The sequence below is a fragment of the Parvularcula sp. LCG005 genome (genome assembly GCF_032930845.1).
Classification (GTDB): domain Bacteria; phylum Pseudomonadota; class Alphaproteobacteria; order Caulobacterales; family Parvularculaceae; genus Parvularcula.
In genome coordinates this window covers 2,628,842-2,647,501 of record NZ_CP136758.1, presented here as the reverse complement: position 1 = coordinate 2,647,501, position 18,660 = coordinate 2,628,842, and the positions used below count along the sequence as shown (strand labels likewise).

Sequence of the window (18,660 nt, the reverse complement as noted above, 5' to 3'; positions counted from 1 at the left end):
CGGAGAAATGATATGAAAGTATTGCGGAATTTTGAAGCGTCTGTAGATGGCTTCGAGGTGGAGTTTTATCCCAAATTGCTAGACGCCGAATTTTCGGAAGCTCAGCGAAGAGCATTTTATGATTTAAAAGTCGGAAAAAATTCGGCAAATCGTCTTTTGCGTGGGGTAAGGTGGGGGGTATACGCCAGAGATACCTTCAGCTGGTTGCAGAGGAACAGTTACCGACTGGACTCCGACAAGAACCCTGAAGAGGAAGGGCGAACACGATACTTTTCTCTGATGGACGAGGACTTTCTATGTCATCCCATCCTTACGGATGTCTTGCGTTCATGCTTCAGCAAACACCGATTTGCTGAAAGTTCATACGCCCGTGCATACGAAATTCAATTGAGCTTCATCAGGTACCAACCTACGTTAGAACAGCCAGCACTTCCATCGCCGATAATTCCTCACCAAGATGCAGTGGATGGAACAATTATCGTTTTGAATAAGTTTGGCTCCCTTTCCGGCGGTCTATCTCGCATTTACAGTCTACAGAATGATCCTCTATTTGAAATAGACTTAAGAACTGGCGAGTCTCTGTTTGTAGTGGACTCGAAAATTAAACACCAAGTAACTCCTCTTCAAATGGAGCCTGACAGAGACTGGAGACCGGGTGACTTAGCTTTCCGTGACGTCATGATTGTTAGGTACCAGCCTGTGGGACGATAACATCTTCTGAAGCAAAAAACCGCTTTGTTGCTTGATGGTTTGTCAGGCGGCTGATCTTCGGTCAATTATAGGTGTGGATGGATTTCTAATCAAGCGGGCGATATTTATCGTAGGCAATGGCATCGATATCTTCGCCCGTTTCTTCCTGCGCTACGCGGAGCAGCTTCAAGACGATCTCGCTGAAGTAGAGGCGCAGCGCCTCTTCGAACTCAAAGCCATACGTATTCTCGCTGGCCAGTCTATGCGCCATTTCCAGCATTTCCTCTGTACTGCTCTGTTCGTTCTCGATCAGCCAGAAGACGACGCCCCACATATGACGGCTCAGCGTGAAGGTTCTCGTCAAGCCGTCCGGGCATTTAAGCAGGTACGTTTTGTCCTGAGACCAGTGACGGAGATTTGATAATTGTGGGTTAGCGGGCGTTTTCATCATCTCCTTTGAGTTTATTCATTGCCCTAGCGTGATTTCCAAAATTTTCTCTAAGCTTCTGATATCTTTTCGACTTTGGGGGTTCTGCGTCGGGGGGCGGAGCCGCGCGCTTTCGTGCGGCCACGTCCCGATCAACCGCGTTGGCAATGTCTGACAGTAGGCCAGACGGTCGGGGTGCCGGAGCCGGTCGCTCTTTCAGTTTGTTCTCGAGCGCTGCACTGATGTTGGTCGACTGCCATTTCGGTCCCTTCAGTTGTTCAGCGGTAAAAACCGCTGAGCGACTGACCGTTGAATTTTGGCCTGCAACAGACTGAAAATGCCCCGGCTCATCTTTGCCCAGAAGTCGCGGTCGACTTTCGCGCGCGAAATCATGAACGGCTTTGCCAGTCAGTGGCGCTTTGTAGTCATCGTATTTCCCTGACATCTTAGCTTCTCCTCTTTAGGCAAGGGGCGTGGCGCGAGAGCGAAAAGGCTCATCGGCAAAGTAGCGGAGTTTTTGAAGCCGCATTGGGCGCAGGCCTGCTGGTAGGCAGAGGGCGTAATCCGACTCCGGATGATTGCGCCGCCCAAAATACCGGGCAATTTCATCGGGCAGCATCAGGCGGCTGCGGACGAGTTCAGGAGAATAGGAATGCTGTGCACCGCCGCCGGTCTGGTGCGACTCTGCCCCGAACATAGGCATACCGCCGGACTTGTCAGCGCCAACGCTTGCCAGAAGCTTTGCCAGTCCGGCATGGGTATCGCCTGTCGTGATAGAGACATTGACGGACTCACGCACCCGCAAGACTTCGGTGTCATCCAGCTTCTCAGAGAGATATTTGAGCGTGGTAAGGTCCGTATTGGCAAACGCTGTCACCATCCCGGCATTGCCGATAAAGGTCTCCCAGCGTTTAGGATATATGTCCTTGAGTTGACCCAGATCCTGCAGGATTGACCAGAGCTTCACCTTGAACCCGGCGATGTAAGAGGCAGCCCGCTCGATCGCCTGGAGCTTTCCCAGCGTCGCAAACTCATCCATCAGAAACAGAACCGGCAGGCTTTCATCTGAAGCGGGCGTGCGCTGCAAGGTCTGCAGGCTGAGCGTTATCATCAGGCGCAGCCAGCGAGCGTGAGCAGCCAAGCGCCATTCAGGGAGGACGAGGTAGATCGTCATTCCTTGAGGTGAACGCAGGTCTTTCAGATCGAATGTGGAGTCTGAAAGACACGCAGCCATCGGGCCTGTCTGAAGGAACTCGACATTGCGGCGCGCAGTGGAAAGGACCGAGCCTCTCTCACGCTCTCCCATATCAATCATCATGGCCGCAATCGAGGAGACTGCACCGCCAAAGCCTTCTTCCGCCGCCATATAATCAAGCAGCAGGTCCAGAGACGGCTGTTGGCCTTCGCTCTCAGCTAGGCCCCTGAATGCCAGATCCTGCAGGTGGTAAGGCGTGCGGTATTGATCAGGCGCGCTGGAGGCGATCCACAAGATAAGTGCTTTCAGGTACGCCCGGGCCGTTTCGTGCCAATGGGCATCGCGCTCATCCGTGTTGACCATAAAGGCTTCGGCCAGCCCGCTGGCATCATCAACAACCTCAGGATCGTCGGGATCAATATAGCCAAAGAAGTTCAGCCTTCCGCGAAGCTCTTCAGGCACCTGCGCTACCCGGAAGGGATCGAGGACGACGACTTTTTGCCCTAAAACTTCCGCGCGAAAGCGCGCCGTGATGCTGGCATTTTCACCTTTGGGATCAATGACGACAGCCGATCCGCCGTAATGCAGCAGGTTGGGGATAATCTGCGAGACACCTTTGCCGGAGCGAGAACCCGCCAACGTCACCAAATGGCGATCATCGGTATAACCGATAATGCGGTTGCCGCTCCTGCCCAAAATGATGCGGTCGCGGGCATCATCCAGATTTGGGAAGCCGAATGCTTTCTGCGCCACGGACGAGGCCAGAAACCCCGCCGTGGCAAGAGCCTCCTGGCCATCACTCGGATCGTCAGGATCGACACGCGGCAGCAGCGGAAAACTCATGGCGTAGCATTGGCCATGATGTTCTCACTCGCACCGCACCGCAGGGCCGCTGCATCTGCATAACCATCGCCCTGTGAGTATAGAGCATTGAGCGAGCGCTGCCTGTTCTCCTGCGTCGCTTCGGCGGCGGATTGGAAGATGGGTAGCTTCTCGGTCAGCTCTTTCAGCTCTGCCTGCATTTGTGTGCAGTCCGAATAGGCTCTGCGGGGCTCAGCAATAATGGCATCGCGTTCCCGCTCCCATTCGCTTTGCTTCGCATTGCAGGCGTTCGTCGCTCGTGAAAGGCATTTTCCGTAGAGTTCATCGACCTCCCGGACGAACGCAACCCTGCCGATCACCAGACTCTGCAGCTTGGCCCTTGCGCCAGCCTCGAAGGCTTCTTCGTCTGTAATCTGATTGAGACCGCAGGCTTTCTTGTAATCCCCATTCTTGTGCCAGCGATCCCACATTTCGATTTCTTCGTAGCGGCCACGACGGGTGAAAACTTCGGAGCCTTCTGATTGGCTGAAGCGCGTGTAAATCTGGTCCACGCAGGCAGCCGTCGCCTGATACTCGACTTCCTCCGCACTCATCACATTCTTAGGCCTCGGAGGAATGGCTCTCTGCTCAGGCATTTTGCAGGAGCCGCCCATGTTGGCCTTGTTGAACTGCAGGCTGTAGCGCAGGTCACCAATCCGCTTTTCGACATTGTAAAGTCTGGATGCGATATCCTCATCGCGAGCGACAGCCTGCGCTGCGGTCAGGTAAGTGTTCGCATACGGATTTGCGAAACGATACGGATCGCTCGTATCGGTACGCACAGGGATAGGCTTGCCGGTATAGTCGTGCAGCACCAGACAAGAGCGTCCCTGAGCCAGCTCGGCAAAATCAGCCGTCGGGAACGTCACCACGTTGTTGATGAACTTGCCGCCAGCCAGATGCTCCGCCGCCTGGGGTGGCAGCCCGGGATCAGTGCTTGCCAGGATCACCGGGTTGACTTCATAGGCACGTTTCTGCTGGGTGCAGGCCTTATAGCTTCGTGTCAGTTCGTTCCGATAGGGCTGCAGATTGGCAACCTGTTGCTGGGGCGTGCCCGTGATCATTTCAAAGCCACGAACCTGACCAGCTAGACCATAAGCACCTCGCCAGTTGGTCTGGAGCTGGCGGATATGCGCATCAACGCGGTCTATCTCTGCTTTCAGGTCATCACATCGCACCGGCGTGCGGTCCGTGACCTTCGTTCGGTACACAACGATCTGATCGGGCGAGACCTGGGCCACGACTTCGCCGGCACGCGGCGCGACGTATTCAGGTTCAACGACGTGGAATTTTGGACCAGTCGCAGACGCAGCGCAGCCGCCAGCCAACAGGCAGGCTGCCAAAGCACGGGTTTTCATGATCAGCCTCCGGAATTTTGAATATCGGCGAACTCTTCACAGGGAGCAGATGCCGCCATCTTCGCCCGCACAGAGCACTCGGACCAACGGCCTGTTTGAGCCATGCAGCTGGCCTGTACATCCTGAACAATTTGGGTTCGCTGCACTTCGCAGGCCTGAGCAGCGGCAATCCGCGCACGCTGCGTCTCGGTCTGGCGGATGAATTCAGTTTCAGCAGGCGCAATGGTCAGTCTGGCCTGTGCCTGGCCTTCAGCTTCAATGGCGGCGGCATCGCTTTTGCCGTGCGCCTGCGTGATGATAGCATCGCGCTCCCCCTCGGCTTGAATGCGCCTCACATCAGCAAGACCTGGCGCAGCCACCAACTCTCTTTTTACAGTGGTCATCCCCACTTTTTCTGCCACAACCGTGGAGGCCTTCAACGGCTCCGGCAGCACGAATTCTCCCACGAACAGGTAGATAAGTGCCAGCGTGCCGCCGTAAGTGCTGACACGCTTCATCACTGCGTCCATCACCTGAATGATTTTTGGCGTACCACCTGAGCGATGGTCGGCAAGCTGATGATGTTGTGTCATTGTTGGTGAAGCCGAGCGCCTCGCGCGCACAACTGTTCCGTATACGTCTTCTTGAGACATATCCCCCGTAACCTCTGTCCATTCCCAGGAACAATTTTAATCCGAAAAATTTCGCGGCTGGCAACCCATAATTGTGGGAGCGCTACCGAGTTCGCCAGTCAACGAATGTCATCGCGAGTCTTTTTCGGGGTTGTTTCGGATGCGGAAATTGTTCGCACTGAGCGACAGGCGTTGGTCCTACAATTGAGGTCAGCGGATTTAGCGTTGTACGCAAGATGTGCGTGGTAGTACCACGCTATCTTGGCAAGGGGGCCCGCTGGCGCGCCCCCGTTGCATCCCCCCGGCTGTGGCGGCTGTCAGGCATTGAGCCTTCATCCGCCATGCCATCGTATCGTCGATGGATCGCTCGTCAGGGTAATGGCCCCCGACACCCGCCAATCAGGGGAGCGTTCCTGCTGCCCCCGATACCCCCATGACCAACGTTTTCGCGCGTTGGATCACCACCAAAGAGTCTACCCGTGCTCTTTGGAAACATGGCCAATCCTGCGCGGGTTGGTTGCCCGCAGGGTTGTTGCGGGCGGACCGCGCTAGTGGAAATCCAAGTGAAGTCCTTCGCATCGAGACGACTTCTAAATTTCTTGCGATCGTTAGTGATTTCGGCAGCCTGTTTTGATATAAGAATGTCATGAGTGTCTTGTCGCCGCCAAAATTGCTGCGTTTCTGGGCCATGGTTGTTATCGCGATCACGGTCGTAATCGCGCCTGCAGCAGCGGAATTGCATGTTGACCTTGGTAAAGAGGCCACATGCGAGAGCACTGCCGAGCATGCAAGTTCTGAGGCGCCGGGCGAGGACAAATCCGAGCACAAGCAGCATCATGCCCATCATTGCGGCGGCTGTCACTTTCACGTTTTGAGCCCGAATTTGAACGGGGGCGACACGTCGATTTATGCCGCCGCTCTCGCTCCGTTCATGAGCGATTTAGGCCCTGGCCTTCCTAAGCCTGAAGGCCCCTTCCGGCCTCCTCGTAGCTGATCCGTTTTCTTGAGCGGTGCGCCTTGGCGCGCCGGAAACGAAATCAGCACGAGGAATATTTGCATGAAATTTGCCACATCCGGGGCGCTATGCGTCCTATTAGCCCTTACCGGCCCTGCCATCGCAAGCACGGGTCCGTGCGGGGGGTACAGCTTTTCACCATCCCCCAAGATTGAAACTGGGGAACCGCTAACACTCAATGCCGCGCTTGAACGCGTTCGGACCCTTTCGCCGGAGGCGCGCGCCGCAGCTTTGGAAACACAGGCACGTGTCGCTGAAGCGGATCAAGCCGGACGATGGAACAATCCCACACTACTCGTTGAGGTCGAAAACTTCGGCGGCAGCGGCTCGTTGAGCGGCTTCGATCAGCGTGAAGCCACCTATGCCGTCGAACAAGTTTTCGAAATGGGCGGTCAGCGCTCAAAGCGTAAAGCGGCGGCCCGCGCCCTCGCAGCGCTAGCAAGCGCGGATTGCGCCGTCATTCTTCGTGAAGCCGAACTACAGACCGCCACGCTCTTTTATGATCTGGCAGCGGCAGCAGCACTCACCGAGTTAGCGGAAGATGCATCAGCGCTGTCAGAAGACCTTGCTGCGGTCGTCCGTCGAAGGGTGGAGGCGGGAGCGGCGGCCCCGCCGGAGTATTCACGTGCTGCGTCGGACGCCGCGGCGATGAAAGCTCGCGCAGAAAGCTTTCGCGCCAACGTCGATCGTCTGGCCTTCGCGCTTTCGGCGATGTGGGGCAGTGATGAACACACCTTTTCACCACCGATATTGAGTACCGAGCAGGACGCTGACCAAGTGGCTGCGATGTCGCCGCATCCGCTTGTTGCTAGAGCTGAGGCAGCGCAGGCTGCCTCACTGGCGACCGCCCGTGCTGAGCGCGCTGAAGTCTTTCCCGACGTCAGTATAACACTCGGTGTACGGCAGTTTGAGGGCACCGGCGAAGACGCCCTCATTGCCGGGATCGGTGTACCATTGCCGCTGTTTGACCGGAATCGTGACGCATCGCGTGCCGCCGACTACCGGGCCGGGGCAGCAGACATTGATCGCGATGCAGCTCTGAGGCGGATCGCTGGTGAGCAGTCGTCCGTCCTCCGTCAGGTGGAGGCTCTGCAAAGACAGGTCGAACTCCTTCAAGCGAATGCGCTTCCATCATCCGAAGAGGCTTATTCGGCCTCTCTCAGAGGGTATCAGGCCGGGCGCTTCAGCTTGACCGACACGCTCGATGCACGGCGGAGCCTCATTGAGACGCGTTCTGCGCTAATCGAAGCGAAGCGCGACCTGGCCGTTTCTCAAGTACGGCTCGCCAGCCTGCTCGGGACCGGTCCCTTCAGCAATGGAGGGCGCGATGCAGAATAAATTGAAGTTCCTGACCCTCATAATGACGGCGATGATCCTCGTGGCGTGCCAGGAAGAGAAGGGCGCGGTTTCACCTGCGCCCGCCCAAGATCAGCATGCCCATGAAGAGGAAAATCATGACCAGACGCGCGATGGTCATGGCGAAGATGAGCATGACGACCATGGGGAAGCCGAAGACATTGTCGCCCTTACATCGTCCGAAGCAGTCGCGCTTGGTATCGAAATCCGAACAGCAGCACTTCGCACGCCCGGCGCGCAGCTTCGGCTGCCTGCTGAAATCCGCTACGACGCTGACCGCGTAGCGAATATCGCCGCACCAATCAGCGGGATCGTGCGGCGGATCGATAAATCCGAAGGCGACACCGTAACGGAAGGTGAGGAACTCGCCGTCATTTCCAGCCGAGAGCTTGCCGACCTGAAAGCCGAATACTTATCGACCCGGTCGGCTGAGCAATTAGCAAGGTCTGAACTCGCCCGCGAGGAAGGTCTGTTTGCCGACAATATTACGGCGGAATCCGACTTGCTTACGGCACGTGCTTCCTTCGCCAGAGCCAGAACATCGCGCGAGGCTGCCGAAACCAAACTCCATGCGCTGGGGCTCGGTCATGATGTCATCGACACCCTCCAGAATGCAGAAGACGGCGCTTTGTCCATGTTTACGGTTACTTCCCCCATAGACGGTGAGATCGTTCGGCGCGACCTCACTTTAGGCGAGGCTGTTGACGAGGGTGCCGGACGACCGCTTTTCGTGGTGGCAGACACGAGCGTCGTCTGGGCTGACTTAGCTGTGTTCAAAGCAGACTTGTCTAACGTTGCACGCGGCACCAACGTCAGCTTTGTCCGAGATGACGGATACGAAGTCGCGGCTGGCGAAATCAGTTTTGTCTCCCCTCTGATCGATGAAGCATCTCGCACCGCGACGGCCCGAGTGGTCCTCGACAATCCGAGAGGCGAGCTGCGTCCCGGCCTGTTTCTCACAGCGATTGTGCAGGCAAGCGAGACGGGAATGGTTCTGATGGTTCCAGAAGATGCCGTGCAGACCGTCGAGGGCTCGCCGTCCGTCTTCGTGCCTCGAGAAAACGGGTTTGCCCCTATGGCGGTAACGCTGGGCCAGCGAAGTGATGGACAGATCGAAATCATACGTGGGCTGAGTGAAGGTGATCGGTACGTTGTAACAGGCGCTTTCACGCTCAAGGCTGAACTTGAAAAGTCCGCCTTTGGCGACGGTCACAACCATTAGGAGGCGATGATGACAAAATTTATGCATTCCATTGCCGGGACCAAATTGATTGCCGTTGTTGCGGCGCTGGCGATGACAGTCGGGGGTCTTTTCGCCTTACGCAGTCTGCCCGTCGATGCCTTCCCGGACGTCACACCGTCGCTCGTTCAGGTGTTCACCGAGACCGAAGGTCTCGCGCCCGAAGAGGTCGAGCGATACGTGACCTTTCCGGTCGAGACGGCCATGTCCGGACTGCCGAAACTCGACCACATTCGCTCCGTTTCGAATTTCGGACTCTCGGTCGTCAATATTTACTTCGACGACGGAACGGATGTCTATTTCGCACGTCAGGTGGTGGCTGAACGACTGGCAGAAGCACGAGAAGCCATTCCCGAAGGTTTCGGTGAGCCTGTCATGGGTCCCATTTCGAGCGGGCTCGGGATCGTGCTCTACTATAAGCTCGTCGACGAAACTGGCACCCGCGATCTTGTCGAATTGCGCGAAATCCAAGACTGGATCATCAAGTTTCAGCTGCAGACCGTTCCCGGTCTGACGGAAGTTCTCTCGCTCGGCGGGTTCGAAAAGCAGTATGAGGTTCGGATCGAACCATCGGCGTTGCTGCGTTACGATCTTGGCATTGCCGATATCATCGAAGCGTTGGAGCGCGGCAACAAGACTGAAGGCGCTCAGTTCCTGGAGATCGGATCGGAGCAATATACCGTGCGGGGCGTCGGGCTGGCCCGCACCATCGAAGACCTCGAACAGACAGTCATCGAAGCGTCCGATGGCCGTCCCGTCCGTGTCGGTGACATTGCTGAAGTAGCTGTCGGTGGCGGTGTCCGTCAGGGCCTCGCCACGTCGAACGGAGAAGGCGAAGTCGTTGCGGCGCTCATGCTGAAACTCTACGGCGCCAACACATCGGAGGTGATTGGTGGTGTTCGTACGCGGTTCGATGAAATAAACGCCAGCCTTCCAGATGGTGTGCGGGCCGTTCCATACTACGATCAGGCGACACTCGTGAACAAAGCGTCGGCAACTGTCACAAATGCGCTTTGGCAAGGCGCACTACTCGTAGCGCTCCTGATCTTCGGCTTCCTCGGCGGGTGGCGACCGAGCCTTGTCGTCGTAATGTCCATTCCGTTTTCCGTTGGCTTCGTTTTCATCGCCATGAAGATGTTCGGTATCTCCGCCAATCTCATGTCGTTGGGCGGCGTCGCCATCGCCATCGGCATGATGGTCGATGGCGCAATCGTCATTGCCGAGAATGTCGACAGACTACTGAAGGAAGACAAGGGTCGGACCATCCGGCAAGCCGTCGCCGTCGCTGCAAGCGAGGTGATCGTTCCCCTGGCCGCTGCGGTGCTGGTGGTCATCATTGTCTTTCTGCCGCTTTTCGCATTGCAGGGCGTCGAAGGGAAAACCTTCAGGCCCTTGGCGGCGTCCGCTGCGCTGGCGATGACCGGCTCGCTGATCTACGCGGTGTTCGTGGCCCCGGCGCTTTCCGCTCTAGTGATGCGCCCGAACGTCCGAGAAAAGCACAAATCGGCTTTGTTCGGACAATGGGTGCGGCGGTTGGCACAGCCATTTGTCCGGCGGCGCATGCTGGCTGTTGCGCTTGCGGCGGCGTTGTTACTGATGGGTGGGCTGTCGGCGTCACGCCTGGGCTCTGAGTTCACGCCCGCGCTTGAGGAAGGCGATATTCTCCTCAGGCTCACCATGGCCCCGTCGATTTCGCTGAGCGAAGCGAAGGCGACGGTGACACGAACCGAGGCCCGGCTCATGGAAGCTTTTCCCGAAATCGAGACAATCGTCTCGCGGATTGGCCGTGGTGAGGTTGGCGCTCATGCTGACCCGACCAATTCATCCGAAAGTTTTCTCGCCCTCAAACCGCGAAGCGATTGGCGAAAAGGGATGAGCCCGGAAGACTTTCGCGATGCGCTCTCCGAGTTTCTGGAGAACGAACCGGGTCTCAAGGGCAATGTCGGTCAGCCCATCGCCATGTCGGTCGACGAACTGCTGACCGGTACGCGAGCAGAACTCGCCGTGAAAATCTTCGGCCCCGACATGGATGTCCTGCGCCAGAAATCCGGCACCCTTCAACAGCTTCTCGGAGCGGTTGAGGGTGCTGCTGATATTCAGGCCGACCAGATCACGGGTGCGCCGCAACTGGTCGTCCGTGTGAACCGTGAAGCTATCGGACGCTATGGCCTATCTGTCGAAGACGCGCTCGACGCTATGCGGGCCGGGATCGGCGGCGCGGAAGCGGGCGTTCTCTTCGAAGGCGTTCGGCAATTCCCCATCGTGGTGCGATATCCCGAAAGCGAGCGGCAAACCGACGCCGATGTGGGGCGCGTGATACTCCGCGGCGCTGACGGAGCGCAAGTTCCACTCGAAGCCGTCGCCGAGATCGAGCGTGTCGTCGGGCCCCGTCAAATAACCCGGGAAGATGGCGAGCGGTTCATCACGGTACAGGCGAATGTCCGTGGACGCGATATCGGATCCTTCGTTTCCGAGGCTCAGGGGCTCGTGCGGGAGCAACTGGACTTGCCTCCCGGATACCGAATCGCCTGGGGAGGCCAGTTCGAATTGCAGGAGCAGGCCAACAAGCGCTTTGCTGTGGTCATTCCGATCACGCTGGGCATCGTGCTCTTCGTCCTACTGCTGGCGTTCGGGAGGCTCCAGTCAGCGCTTCTCATCCTCGTCAACATCCCGTTTGCGCTGACGGGCGGAGCGATGGCGCTATGGCTGACCGGCCTGCCTGTGTCGGTGCCTGCAACGGTCGGCTTCATCGCCTTGTTCGGCATTGCACTCGGCAACGGGATGGTGCTCGTCAGCTATATGGATGAGTTCGCGCGGGCAGGACGTACGCCGGATACTCTCGCGCTCGACGCTGCAGCGATGCGGGCACGGCCTGTGCTGATGACGGCGCTTACAACGGCGCTCGGCCTTGCGCCCTTGTTATTCGCCACCGGCGTTGGGGCTGAGGTGCAAAGACCGTTGGCGACTGTGGTCATGGGCGGGCTCGTGACCTCGACAATACTGACCTTGCTGGTGCTTCCCGCCTTCCACCGTTGGTTTGCACCGAAGGCGGATGAAGCCAGTCCTTCACCTGAGCAACGCACGCTCAGCCCAGAGACAGGAGGCGCTCATGGCGCATGATCACGATAGCCATAGTCACAGTCACACCGGTAACGAAAGGGCCGTGGGCATTGCTGCGGTCCTGACCGGTGGCTTCATGATGGCCGAAGTGGTGGGCGGGATTGTTTCCGGCTCGCTCGCGCTCTTGGCAGATGCGGGGCATATGCTGACGGATTTCGGGTCGCTCCTACTCGCGTGGTTTGCCTTCCGGCTGGCCCGCAGACCTGCCGATTGGAAACGTACATACGGCTTTGATCGCTTTTCCGTGCTGGCTGCTTTTGTGAACGGTATTACACTGTTTGCTATCGCAGCTTGGATCGTCATCGAAGCCGCGCGCCGCCTGATGAACCCGAGCGATGTGACCGGTGATCTGATGTTGGGCGTGGCCTTGGGAGGGCTCGTCGTCAATCTGCTCGCCTTCTGGATATTGACCCGTGACGAATCCGATAACCTCAATGTGCGCGCCGCGGCGCTTCACGTCATGGGCGACCTCTTGGGGTCGGTCGCCGCGATTGCCGCCTCGCTGATCATCATCTTCACAGGCTGGATGCCGATCGATCCGATATTGTCCGTCCTCGTCGCGCTTCTCATTCTGCGGTCTGCGTACAAAGTGGTCAAAGAAAGCGGCCATATCCTGCTAGAAGGAAGTCCACGTGATTTTGATTCGCGCGAAGTTGCACAAGCCCTACGCTATCAAGTTCCCGGCGTGGCGGGAGTTGCGCACATTCATGCGTGGTCGATCACACAGGAAAGGCCCATGGCGACCTTGGAAGCTGCGATTGAGCCGGGAGCGGACGAAGCTGAGGCCAAAGCCGCCATCAAGAAATGGCTGCACGACGAACACGGTATCGAGCATGTGACCGTGGAGATGATCAGTTCGAATGAGTTGAAACGGCGTGGGACCAGAGGCGAAAAGACAGGCGATTAGGGCGTTGCCCGCAGGCGCGCCCCCGTTGCATCCCCCCGGCTGTGGCGGCTGACAGGCACCCACGCCTTCATCCGTCATGTCATCGTATCGTCGATGGAGCACTCGTCAGGGTAATGGGCCGAGGGCGCCCGCCAATCAGGAGAGCGTTCCTGCTGCCCCCGATACCTCCATGACCAACGCTTTCGCGCGCTGGATTACGACAAACGAGTCTGACCGTGCTCTTTGGAAACCTGGGCCAACCCTGCGTGGGTTGGATGCGCAGTAGCGTGCCCTAGGTGCGAACTGGAACGTCGAGGATCGGACGAAGCGGTTCCAGCTGAGTCGAATATTTTCGAACGATTTGATCGTACAAATTTGCTACCGCTTTTGCTCGCACGCTAACAACGAGAGCGTACGGTAGCTTCGGCGCCGCAGCGAAGTTTCTACCTTCAAGTCGAGAGTTGTAGTGAATGTCGAACACAGGATTTCGCAACGATCGACCCTGCATCCGCTTCCTCGAGTGTAAGCAATTCTCCCATTTCCAAGCGTCTCGGCGAAGCTCGTCCTCAGTGGCCCCCATTACGGCGGAGCCGAAGAACGGTTTTGTATCCGGGTGGAGCTGAGTTTCTCGGGAAAATCGATCATCCCTAGGACGGAACGAAATTTCTAGCCCGGCCCTAGTATAATTTCCCGGATGATGGGGGTCAGTTTGAGACTTGTAACACAATGTGGCTTTTAAACTCACCATTCCCTGCATTTCGTCCTGCGGGACAGGAATCGCGGCGCGGATGTATTTCGCAGGGGATATTTCGCCCTGATACACAATCCGAACTTCATCGTCTCCACAAAGAACAATATCGTTTAAATCCTGCGCCGCTCGGCCCCACCCAACTTCGTTGAAGCTATGCTCGCTTTCCTCGGCGGTATGAACCAGCAAGGCGCGGATAGCCAAATGGTTCAGGTTCTCACCGAAATGAGCCCTGACTCCGCTTGCCATCCGAATGATGCTTGGTGTTGCAAACGATGTCCCGCCAATTGGAAGTAGTTTTGTATCTAAATCCGGGCTCAGAACTAGGAAAGGTCTCTGAACCGCACCCCCGAATCCAACCAGATCAGGCTTTATTAGGCCAGGGCTCCGACCAGGACCAACCGAACTGTAGGGGGCACGCTGCCATTTCGTGCCCGGTGAATCGCATGCTCCAACAGCAATGGCATTAACGCAATCGGAAGGAACTTGTACGCGATTCAATCCTGTTTCAGCATCGCTTTCGCCAGAATTGCCAACAGCAATCGCAGCTAGTGTGGAGCTTCGTGAGAGCCGGTCATCAAGCACGGCAGTCCATGCGTGAACATCATCATCCTCAATTGGTAGACAAGGTCCGATGCTAAGATTGATGAAATCGTATTGCTCCGTTCCAAGAACCCCTTCTATTCGTTCGAGCACCTCATATAGCTCGTGAGGATTCTGATTGGGGGCGTCATCTAGCACTCGATAATGGTCGATCGAGGCAAACGGGGTTGACAGCGGCGTTTTAGGATTGATGTGCCCAAACAAAGCCGCAGAAGTAACCGCAACGCCGTGTTCTAAGAGTTCATCGCTTGCCGGCTCCATGCCGTCGAGTTCATATGGAGTTACCCACGCGGTAATTGGATGATTTTCAGGAACGCCCCCGTCAAAAATTGCGACTTTCGTGTCCAGAGATACTGGCGATTCAGTAGGCAGCTCTACCGCAGCAGTCGGTAGCCCGGGAGAGCGGATGGTGGGGCGCAGCACCCGCAGCTCAGGCATTTTCCGAAGGGCCCGGACGCAAGAAAATTTCGCTATTTCCGATGCGAATTCTGCAGGCGCGTCGAGCTCAAGAAAGCACAGTCCCTGAGCGTAAAATTTTCGGCCAAAATCGCGAGAAAGCCTGCGTGCCTCTAGAAAATTCCCAAAAGCGTCCAAGATGTTGAGCTCTCCCTCAAGCTCACTTCCGTGCAAAACCACTTCAAGCGGCAGAATTCCATCTGATGGTAAGCTGCCTTTAATTTTAACCTCGGGCTGGGGCGCTGAAATTTCCTCAACAGAAACCAGCTCCCCTGCCGAGCGCCTTGTTGCTTGCCAAAGCGGGAGGCTTTTATGCCACGACCGTAGAGCGCTCCGTGTTCCTTGTGCGAATAGTTCTGTTGTAAACGTCTCTTGTGGTACCCTATCTCCCGAACGCTTCTGTGGGGTTATCTTTCTCGGACGACTCCCCACAACCTCAATGCCAACGTCTTTCAGCAAATCAGCAGGGAAGTATGATTTCGCAATATATTCAGGATTCAGAGTAAGTGACAGAATAGCTTGGTCTTGGGGGAAGGCATCATTTGGCAGAGTATCAATGTACTCCACCGCGCTACCGAGCATGGGTGTAAGCCGACTCTTGGCTTCGGCAAATGTATACGGCGGCTTCTTAGGGCCACCTCCCGATTTTATCACCACATCCGCGGTTAGGCGTTCTCCACGACCTAGTAAGAAATTCTGTTTTGCCATTTTTTTATTATCCTGAATTCTCGATACCCTTTAAACGTTCTCGGATTGTATCCCGCGCCACCCCAGTCAACTCGTGTGCCCGTCGTTGCGTAACAAGGCCCGATGAAACCAATTGTACAGCGACATCTATTTTGTCTTGTTTTGTTTTTTCATCGAGGCGCAGAAGTGAAGGGAAATGATCGTCAAGATTCTTTCCGTTAATAGCTGCCGCACGCCGCACGCCGTTTATTTTACGTTCAATGTCGCTATACGAACAATCTTCGAGGGCAATGGACAAGATGTCGGCCCAATCATCAATTTTCGAAGACGTGTTCTTGATAATGCTTTGTATAAATACTTTTGCAGCTTCGCGATGTGGCAGGTCAAATTCGACTATCTCGTCAAAGCGCCGCCAAACGGCCGGATCTAGCAATTCTGCGTGGTTTGTTGCCGCCACGAGCACCCCTGAAGACGGCCAGTCGTCGAGCTGCTGCAAGAGAACGGTTACCAACCTTTTTAACTCGCCAATTTCACCAGAGTCGTCTCGTCTTTTCGCAATTGCGTCCAGCTCATCCAATAAGAGAATACAATCAATCGACTTTGCATAATCCAAAACATGACGAAGATTCGCGCCTGTTCGCCCCAAGTAGCTACTCATGACAGCCGAAAGATCAAGAATAAGAAGTGGCCGTCCCATTTCGCGCGCCATCCAACGCGCGGCTAACGTTTTTCCGACCCCGGGCGGACCTGTGAATAAAATAGTCTTCGTAGGCTCAAGTTGGGCCTCCAACAAAGATGACAAATGTTTTCGCTCATCTACGATGCGGCCAAGCGTTTTACTTACAACCTCAGTATAAACTGGCTCGTGTGGTAGATCGGGATGCTCCTCAATGCGCAAAAGTTGAAATCTTGAGTCTGTGTCTACGGGCAGAGCGGCCTCTGCAGTCCGGCGAAGGGGCGATGAGCGAGTGGGCTGTTTTCTGAGCAGTTCGACCAGCGCCGACGAAAGCTCTGAATCAGCTGCGCGCTTTGCAATGCGCTGCAAAAAAAGCTGAACGTCTTGCTGGCGACCGGAGAGTGCTATCCGCGCCAGATGGACAAATTCTTTGTTATAATTCTTATCACCTGCCATTTTATCCCCAAATTGAATATTTATAAGGGTTATAGAAGAACACGGAGTGGACGAAAATGCAACATAAAAGTAATTTTTCTTCCAATTTCGAGCCGGTGTAACGCTGCACGATTGATCAGTGAAGGGAAAATGCTCGCTTTAGGGGGTACGCCCCTCGCGCGGGCAAGGCATCCAAACGTATCCTCGCCATGCGGCGCGGAGCCTCGTTCGGAGCCTCCTTGCCCTTGCTACCCCCATTCTTCGCCAGAAAGGCAGAGGGTTACAGAGCAACCCTGGCTAACGAGAAAGGGACGGACCACGCGGCCTATGTCTTGAAGGGCCATCCCGCTTGGGTTCGCGGCGGCGGGCGCGAAACTCTGCTTTTCTGTCTGTGCGTTCAGTGAAGGCATCCGTCTGTAAACGGACCTCTTGCTTCAGAACCTGTTCGCGGGACGGCGGATCGCGGCCTTCTTGGCGATAACGCGCCAACTCGCGGTGAATCTCCGTCTTTTCTTTGGTGTGCCGCTGGCGTTCCCATTTGATCGGCTCTTGCAGCATCCGCCGTTGCTGAAGCTGGTTCTTCATGAGGGCGTGGCGTTCTTGGCTATCGCGCTGCTTGGCGGCTTCCGCCTCGCGCAAATTCTCCGCGATGATCTTATCTCGCTTCCCGCTCACCCGCTGCCAGAGGCCGCGCCAGCCTTTTGATAGGCGCGCGGCTCTGACACGCGCATCCAATTCCGCCTGCGTGTTCAGCTTCTGATCGAGCGTCACGCGTTCCTTGCGGTGCCGATGAGTCATCTCAGCCTTTTTGCGGAGGTGCGGCTCCATCAGCCGCTGATGCTGTTCATCGGCCTGCCGCAGATAGCCGCGCATGACCGGGGTCATTTCCTGCGCCATCTGGCGCTTTGTCTCATCGACAGAGGGCAATTCTTTTGGAGAACCCAGACGGGACTCCATGTCCTTTTTTGTCACGCCGAGATACCGTGACAGCGAGAGCACTTCTCCGTCGTAGGGCACGGCAACAAATCCTCGCCGATCCCCACGCGCCAGTTTGAAGCCCCGTTCCTGTAGCGCCGCTTCAAACCCGGCACGGCTATCCGAGATGGCCCAAGCATCCTGCAGTGTGTCCTTGAGATCCCGCGCGTTGCGACCCATCCGCCTGGCCTGCTGCCATTCGGCCAGTGTAAAGTTGCGGGGGTCGGATTGGCCGTGCTGAGCAAGCCCCCGTGGCATCTTCCATCCATGCTCCAGATACAGCTCCCGTGAGACCTCCTGCATTTTGCTCTTCGAGAAGGAAAGCGGAATGGCTTTCATTGCCTGGGAATCGATCCGAGACCACACAGCGTGGCAATGTCGCCGGCCTTCCTTTTCATGAAAGACGATGGCGCGCGGCTGGCCTATCAGGCCGAGCTTTTCTTCAACCTTGCTAATAGCGCTATAAAACTCTTCCTCGCTGACCTCGGCATCTTCGGGCGGGTTCAGCGACAGGGAGAAGAGGAACTGCTGGCACCTTGTGCCGCGAGAGATCGCATAGGCTTCGTTGAAAGCACCCTGCAGCGTGTCCGACGCAAAGCCTGAAATCTCATGCACATAAACGTGCTCGTTTTCCGGGGACAGGAGATGCAGAGCGAGGTTTTGGGCCCCGCCGCGTTGATTACCAACCAGGATCATGGGGCTACCCCTTGGACGTGAGGCCGAGAGCAGCGATCAGCGCATTCCGCATATGCCGGATATCTGCGCAGGCCGCTTGGAGTTCTGACGTCAGATCGGCTGTCACCGGCAGGGTGCCAGTATTTGCCGCCTTGGCGATCTGATTAAGGTTCGAGGCGAGGTGCGATTGCCCGAGTACGGCAAGCGCCTGGGAAATGGCCGCATCGTCGGTTTGAGGCCTGCGATAGCTGCGCCGAGGCGAAGCCGCGTCACCGAAGACCTTTTGCCGGATATAGGCATTTACCGAGCGCCTTCCGGCCCGATCCTTGAGAAGGGCTCGCTCTTCTTCCGTCACTCGCAAGGAGATGGGCGCGGGACGTTTTTTCTTCGGTTTGGCGGCTTTGTTGAATTTGGCTACTTGCCCGCCGCTCATGGCTTCGGACCGTCGAAGTCGATGTCAGCCTTGCGGAGCTGAGCTTCCCAGTCTGCCAAAACCTCGAATAATTCATTCGAAATCTCTGGCCCGCTGTGCGCCATCTTCTCAAGTCATTGAAATGTCTCGCTAAATTTTTTTTGGGCTGCAATTGGAGAAAGCTGTAAATTCTTGATTTAAAGGAGTTTTGCGGTTCTAATCCTGCATGGCTTT

General features: G+C 56.4%; 14 protein-coding genes. 6 read left to right on the top strand and 8 right to left on the bottom strand.

Annotated features, from left to right (window positions below; translation table 11 throughout):
- The first annotated feature begins 12 nt into the window (after positions 1 to 12).
- A complete protein-coding gene (locus RUI03_RS14770) occupies positions 13 to 711 on the top strand; it encodes a 2OG-Fe dioxygenase family protein (protein ID WP_410795875.1) in 699 nt (232 codons plus the stop codon).
- Positions 712 to 796: 85 nt separating this feature from the next.
- Here RUI03_RS14770 and RUI03_RS12605 read toward each other — a convergent pair whose 3' ends face one another.
- From RUI03_RS12605 to RUI03_RS12590, 4 genes are all read right to left on the bottom strand, one after another.
- Positions 797 to 1,054: a hypothetical protein gene (locus RUI03_RS12605; protein ID WP_317287825.1), complete on the bottom strand. Its 258-nt coding sequence runs from the start codon at positions 1,052 to 1,054 to the stop codon at positions 797 to 799.
- Positions 1,055 to 1,577: 523 nt separating this feature from the next.
- Positions 1,578 to 3,155 (bottom strand): type IV secretory system conjugative DNA transfer family protein, encoded by a 1,578-nt coding sequence (locus RUI03_RS12600; protein ID WP_317287824.1) that lies wholly within the window; start codon positions 3,153 to 3,155, stop codon positions 1,578 to 1,580.
- Complete coding sequence (locus RUI03_RS12595; protein ID WP_317287823.1) at positions 3,152 to 4,531, bottom strand: hypothetical protein; 1,380 nt, start codon at positions 4,529 to 4,531, stop codon at positions 3,152 to 3,154. The genes RUI03_RS12600 and RUI03_RS12595 overlap by 4 nt, the downstream gene beginning before the upstream one ends.
- 2 nt (positions 4,532 to 4,533) lie before the next feature.
- Positions 4,534 to 5,163: a hypothetical protein gene (locus RUI03_RS12590; RefSeq protein ID WP_317287822.1), complete on the bottom strand. Its 630-nt coding sequence runs from the start codon at positions 5,161 to 5,163 to the stop codon at positions 4,534 to 4,536.
- Positions 5,164 to 5,788: 625 nt separating this feature from the next.
- On the opposite strand from RUI03_RS12590, the gene RUI03_RS12585 reads away from it, so the two are divergent.
- From RUI03_RS12585 to RUI03_RS12565, 5 genes are all read left to right on the top strand, one after another.
- Entirely contained in the window at positions 5,789 to 6,136 is a 348-nt protein-coding gene (locus tag RUI03_RS12585; RefSeq protein WP_317287821.1) for a DUF2946 family protein, read from the top strand.
- Between the two features lie 63 nt (positions 6,137 to 6,199).
- Positions 6,200 to 7,495: a TolC family protein gene (locus RUI03_RS12580; RefSeq protein ID WP_317287820.1), complete on the top strand. Its 1,296-nt coding sequence runs from the start codon at positions 6,200 to 6,202 to the stop codon at positions 7,493 to 7,495.
- Positions 7,485 to 8,735: an efflux RND transporter periplasmic adaptor subunit gene (locus tag RUI03_RS12575; RefSeq protein WP_317287819.1), complete on the top strand. Its 1,251-nt coding sequence runs from the start codon at positions 7,485 to 7,487 to the stop codon at positions 8,733 to 8,735. The genes RUI03_RS12580 and RUI03_RS12575 overlap by 11 nt, the downstream gene beginning before the upstream one ends.
- A gap of 9 nt (positions 8,736 to 8,744) precedes the next feature.
- A complete protein-coding gene (locus tag RUI03_RS12570) occupies positions 8,745 to 11,873 on the top strand; it encodes an efflux RND transporter permease subunit (protein WP_410795949.1) in 3,129 nt (1,042 codons plus the stop codon).
- Complete coding sequence (locus tag RUI03_RS12565; protein WP_317287817.1) at positions 11,863 to 12,780, top strand: cation diffusion facilitator family transporter; 918 nt, start codon at positions 11,863 to 11,865, stop codon at positions 12,778 to 12,780. The genes RUI03_RS12570 and RUI03_RS12565 overlap by 11 nt, the downstream gene beginning before the upstream one ends.
- A 271-nt stretch (positions 12,781 to 13,051) precedes the next feature.
- On the opposite strand, the gene RUI03_RS12560 is transcribed toward RUI03_RS12565, so the two are convergent.
- The 4 genes from RUI03_RS12560 to RUI03_RS12545 form a co-directional block, all read right to left on the bottom strand.
- Positions 13,052 to 15,274: a S8 family peptidase gene (locus RUI03_RS12560; RefSeq protein WP_317287816.1), complete on the bottom strand. Its 2,223-nt coding sequence runs from the start codon at positions 15,272 to 15,274 to the stop codon at positions 13,052 to 13,054.
- Between the two features lie 7 nt (positions 15,275 to 15,281).
- Positions 15,282 to 16,385, bottom strand: a complete 1,104-nt coding sequence (locus RUI03_RS12555; protein ID WP_317287815.1) for an ATP-binding protein — start codon at positions 16,383 to 16,385, stop codon at positions 15,282 to 15,284.
- 276 nt (positions 16,386 to 16,661) lie between these two features.
- The gene (locus RUI03_RS12550; protein ID WP_317287814.1) at positions 16,662 to 18,035 is read right to left on the bottom strand and encodes a relaxase/mobilization nuclease domain-containing protein; all 1,374 of its coding nucleotides are present in this window, start codon (positions 18,033 to 18,035) and stop codon (positions 16,662 to 16,664) included.
- Positions 18,036 to 18,039: 4 nt separating this feature from the next.
- Complete coding sequence (locus RUI03_RS12545; RefSeq protein WP_317287813.1) at positions 18,040 to 18,447, bottom strand: plasmid mobilization protein; 408 nt, start codon at positions 18,445 to 18,447, stop codon at positions 18,040 to 18,042.
- Between the last annotated feature and the right edge of the window lie 213 nt (positions 18,448 to 18,660).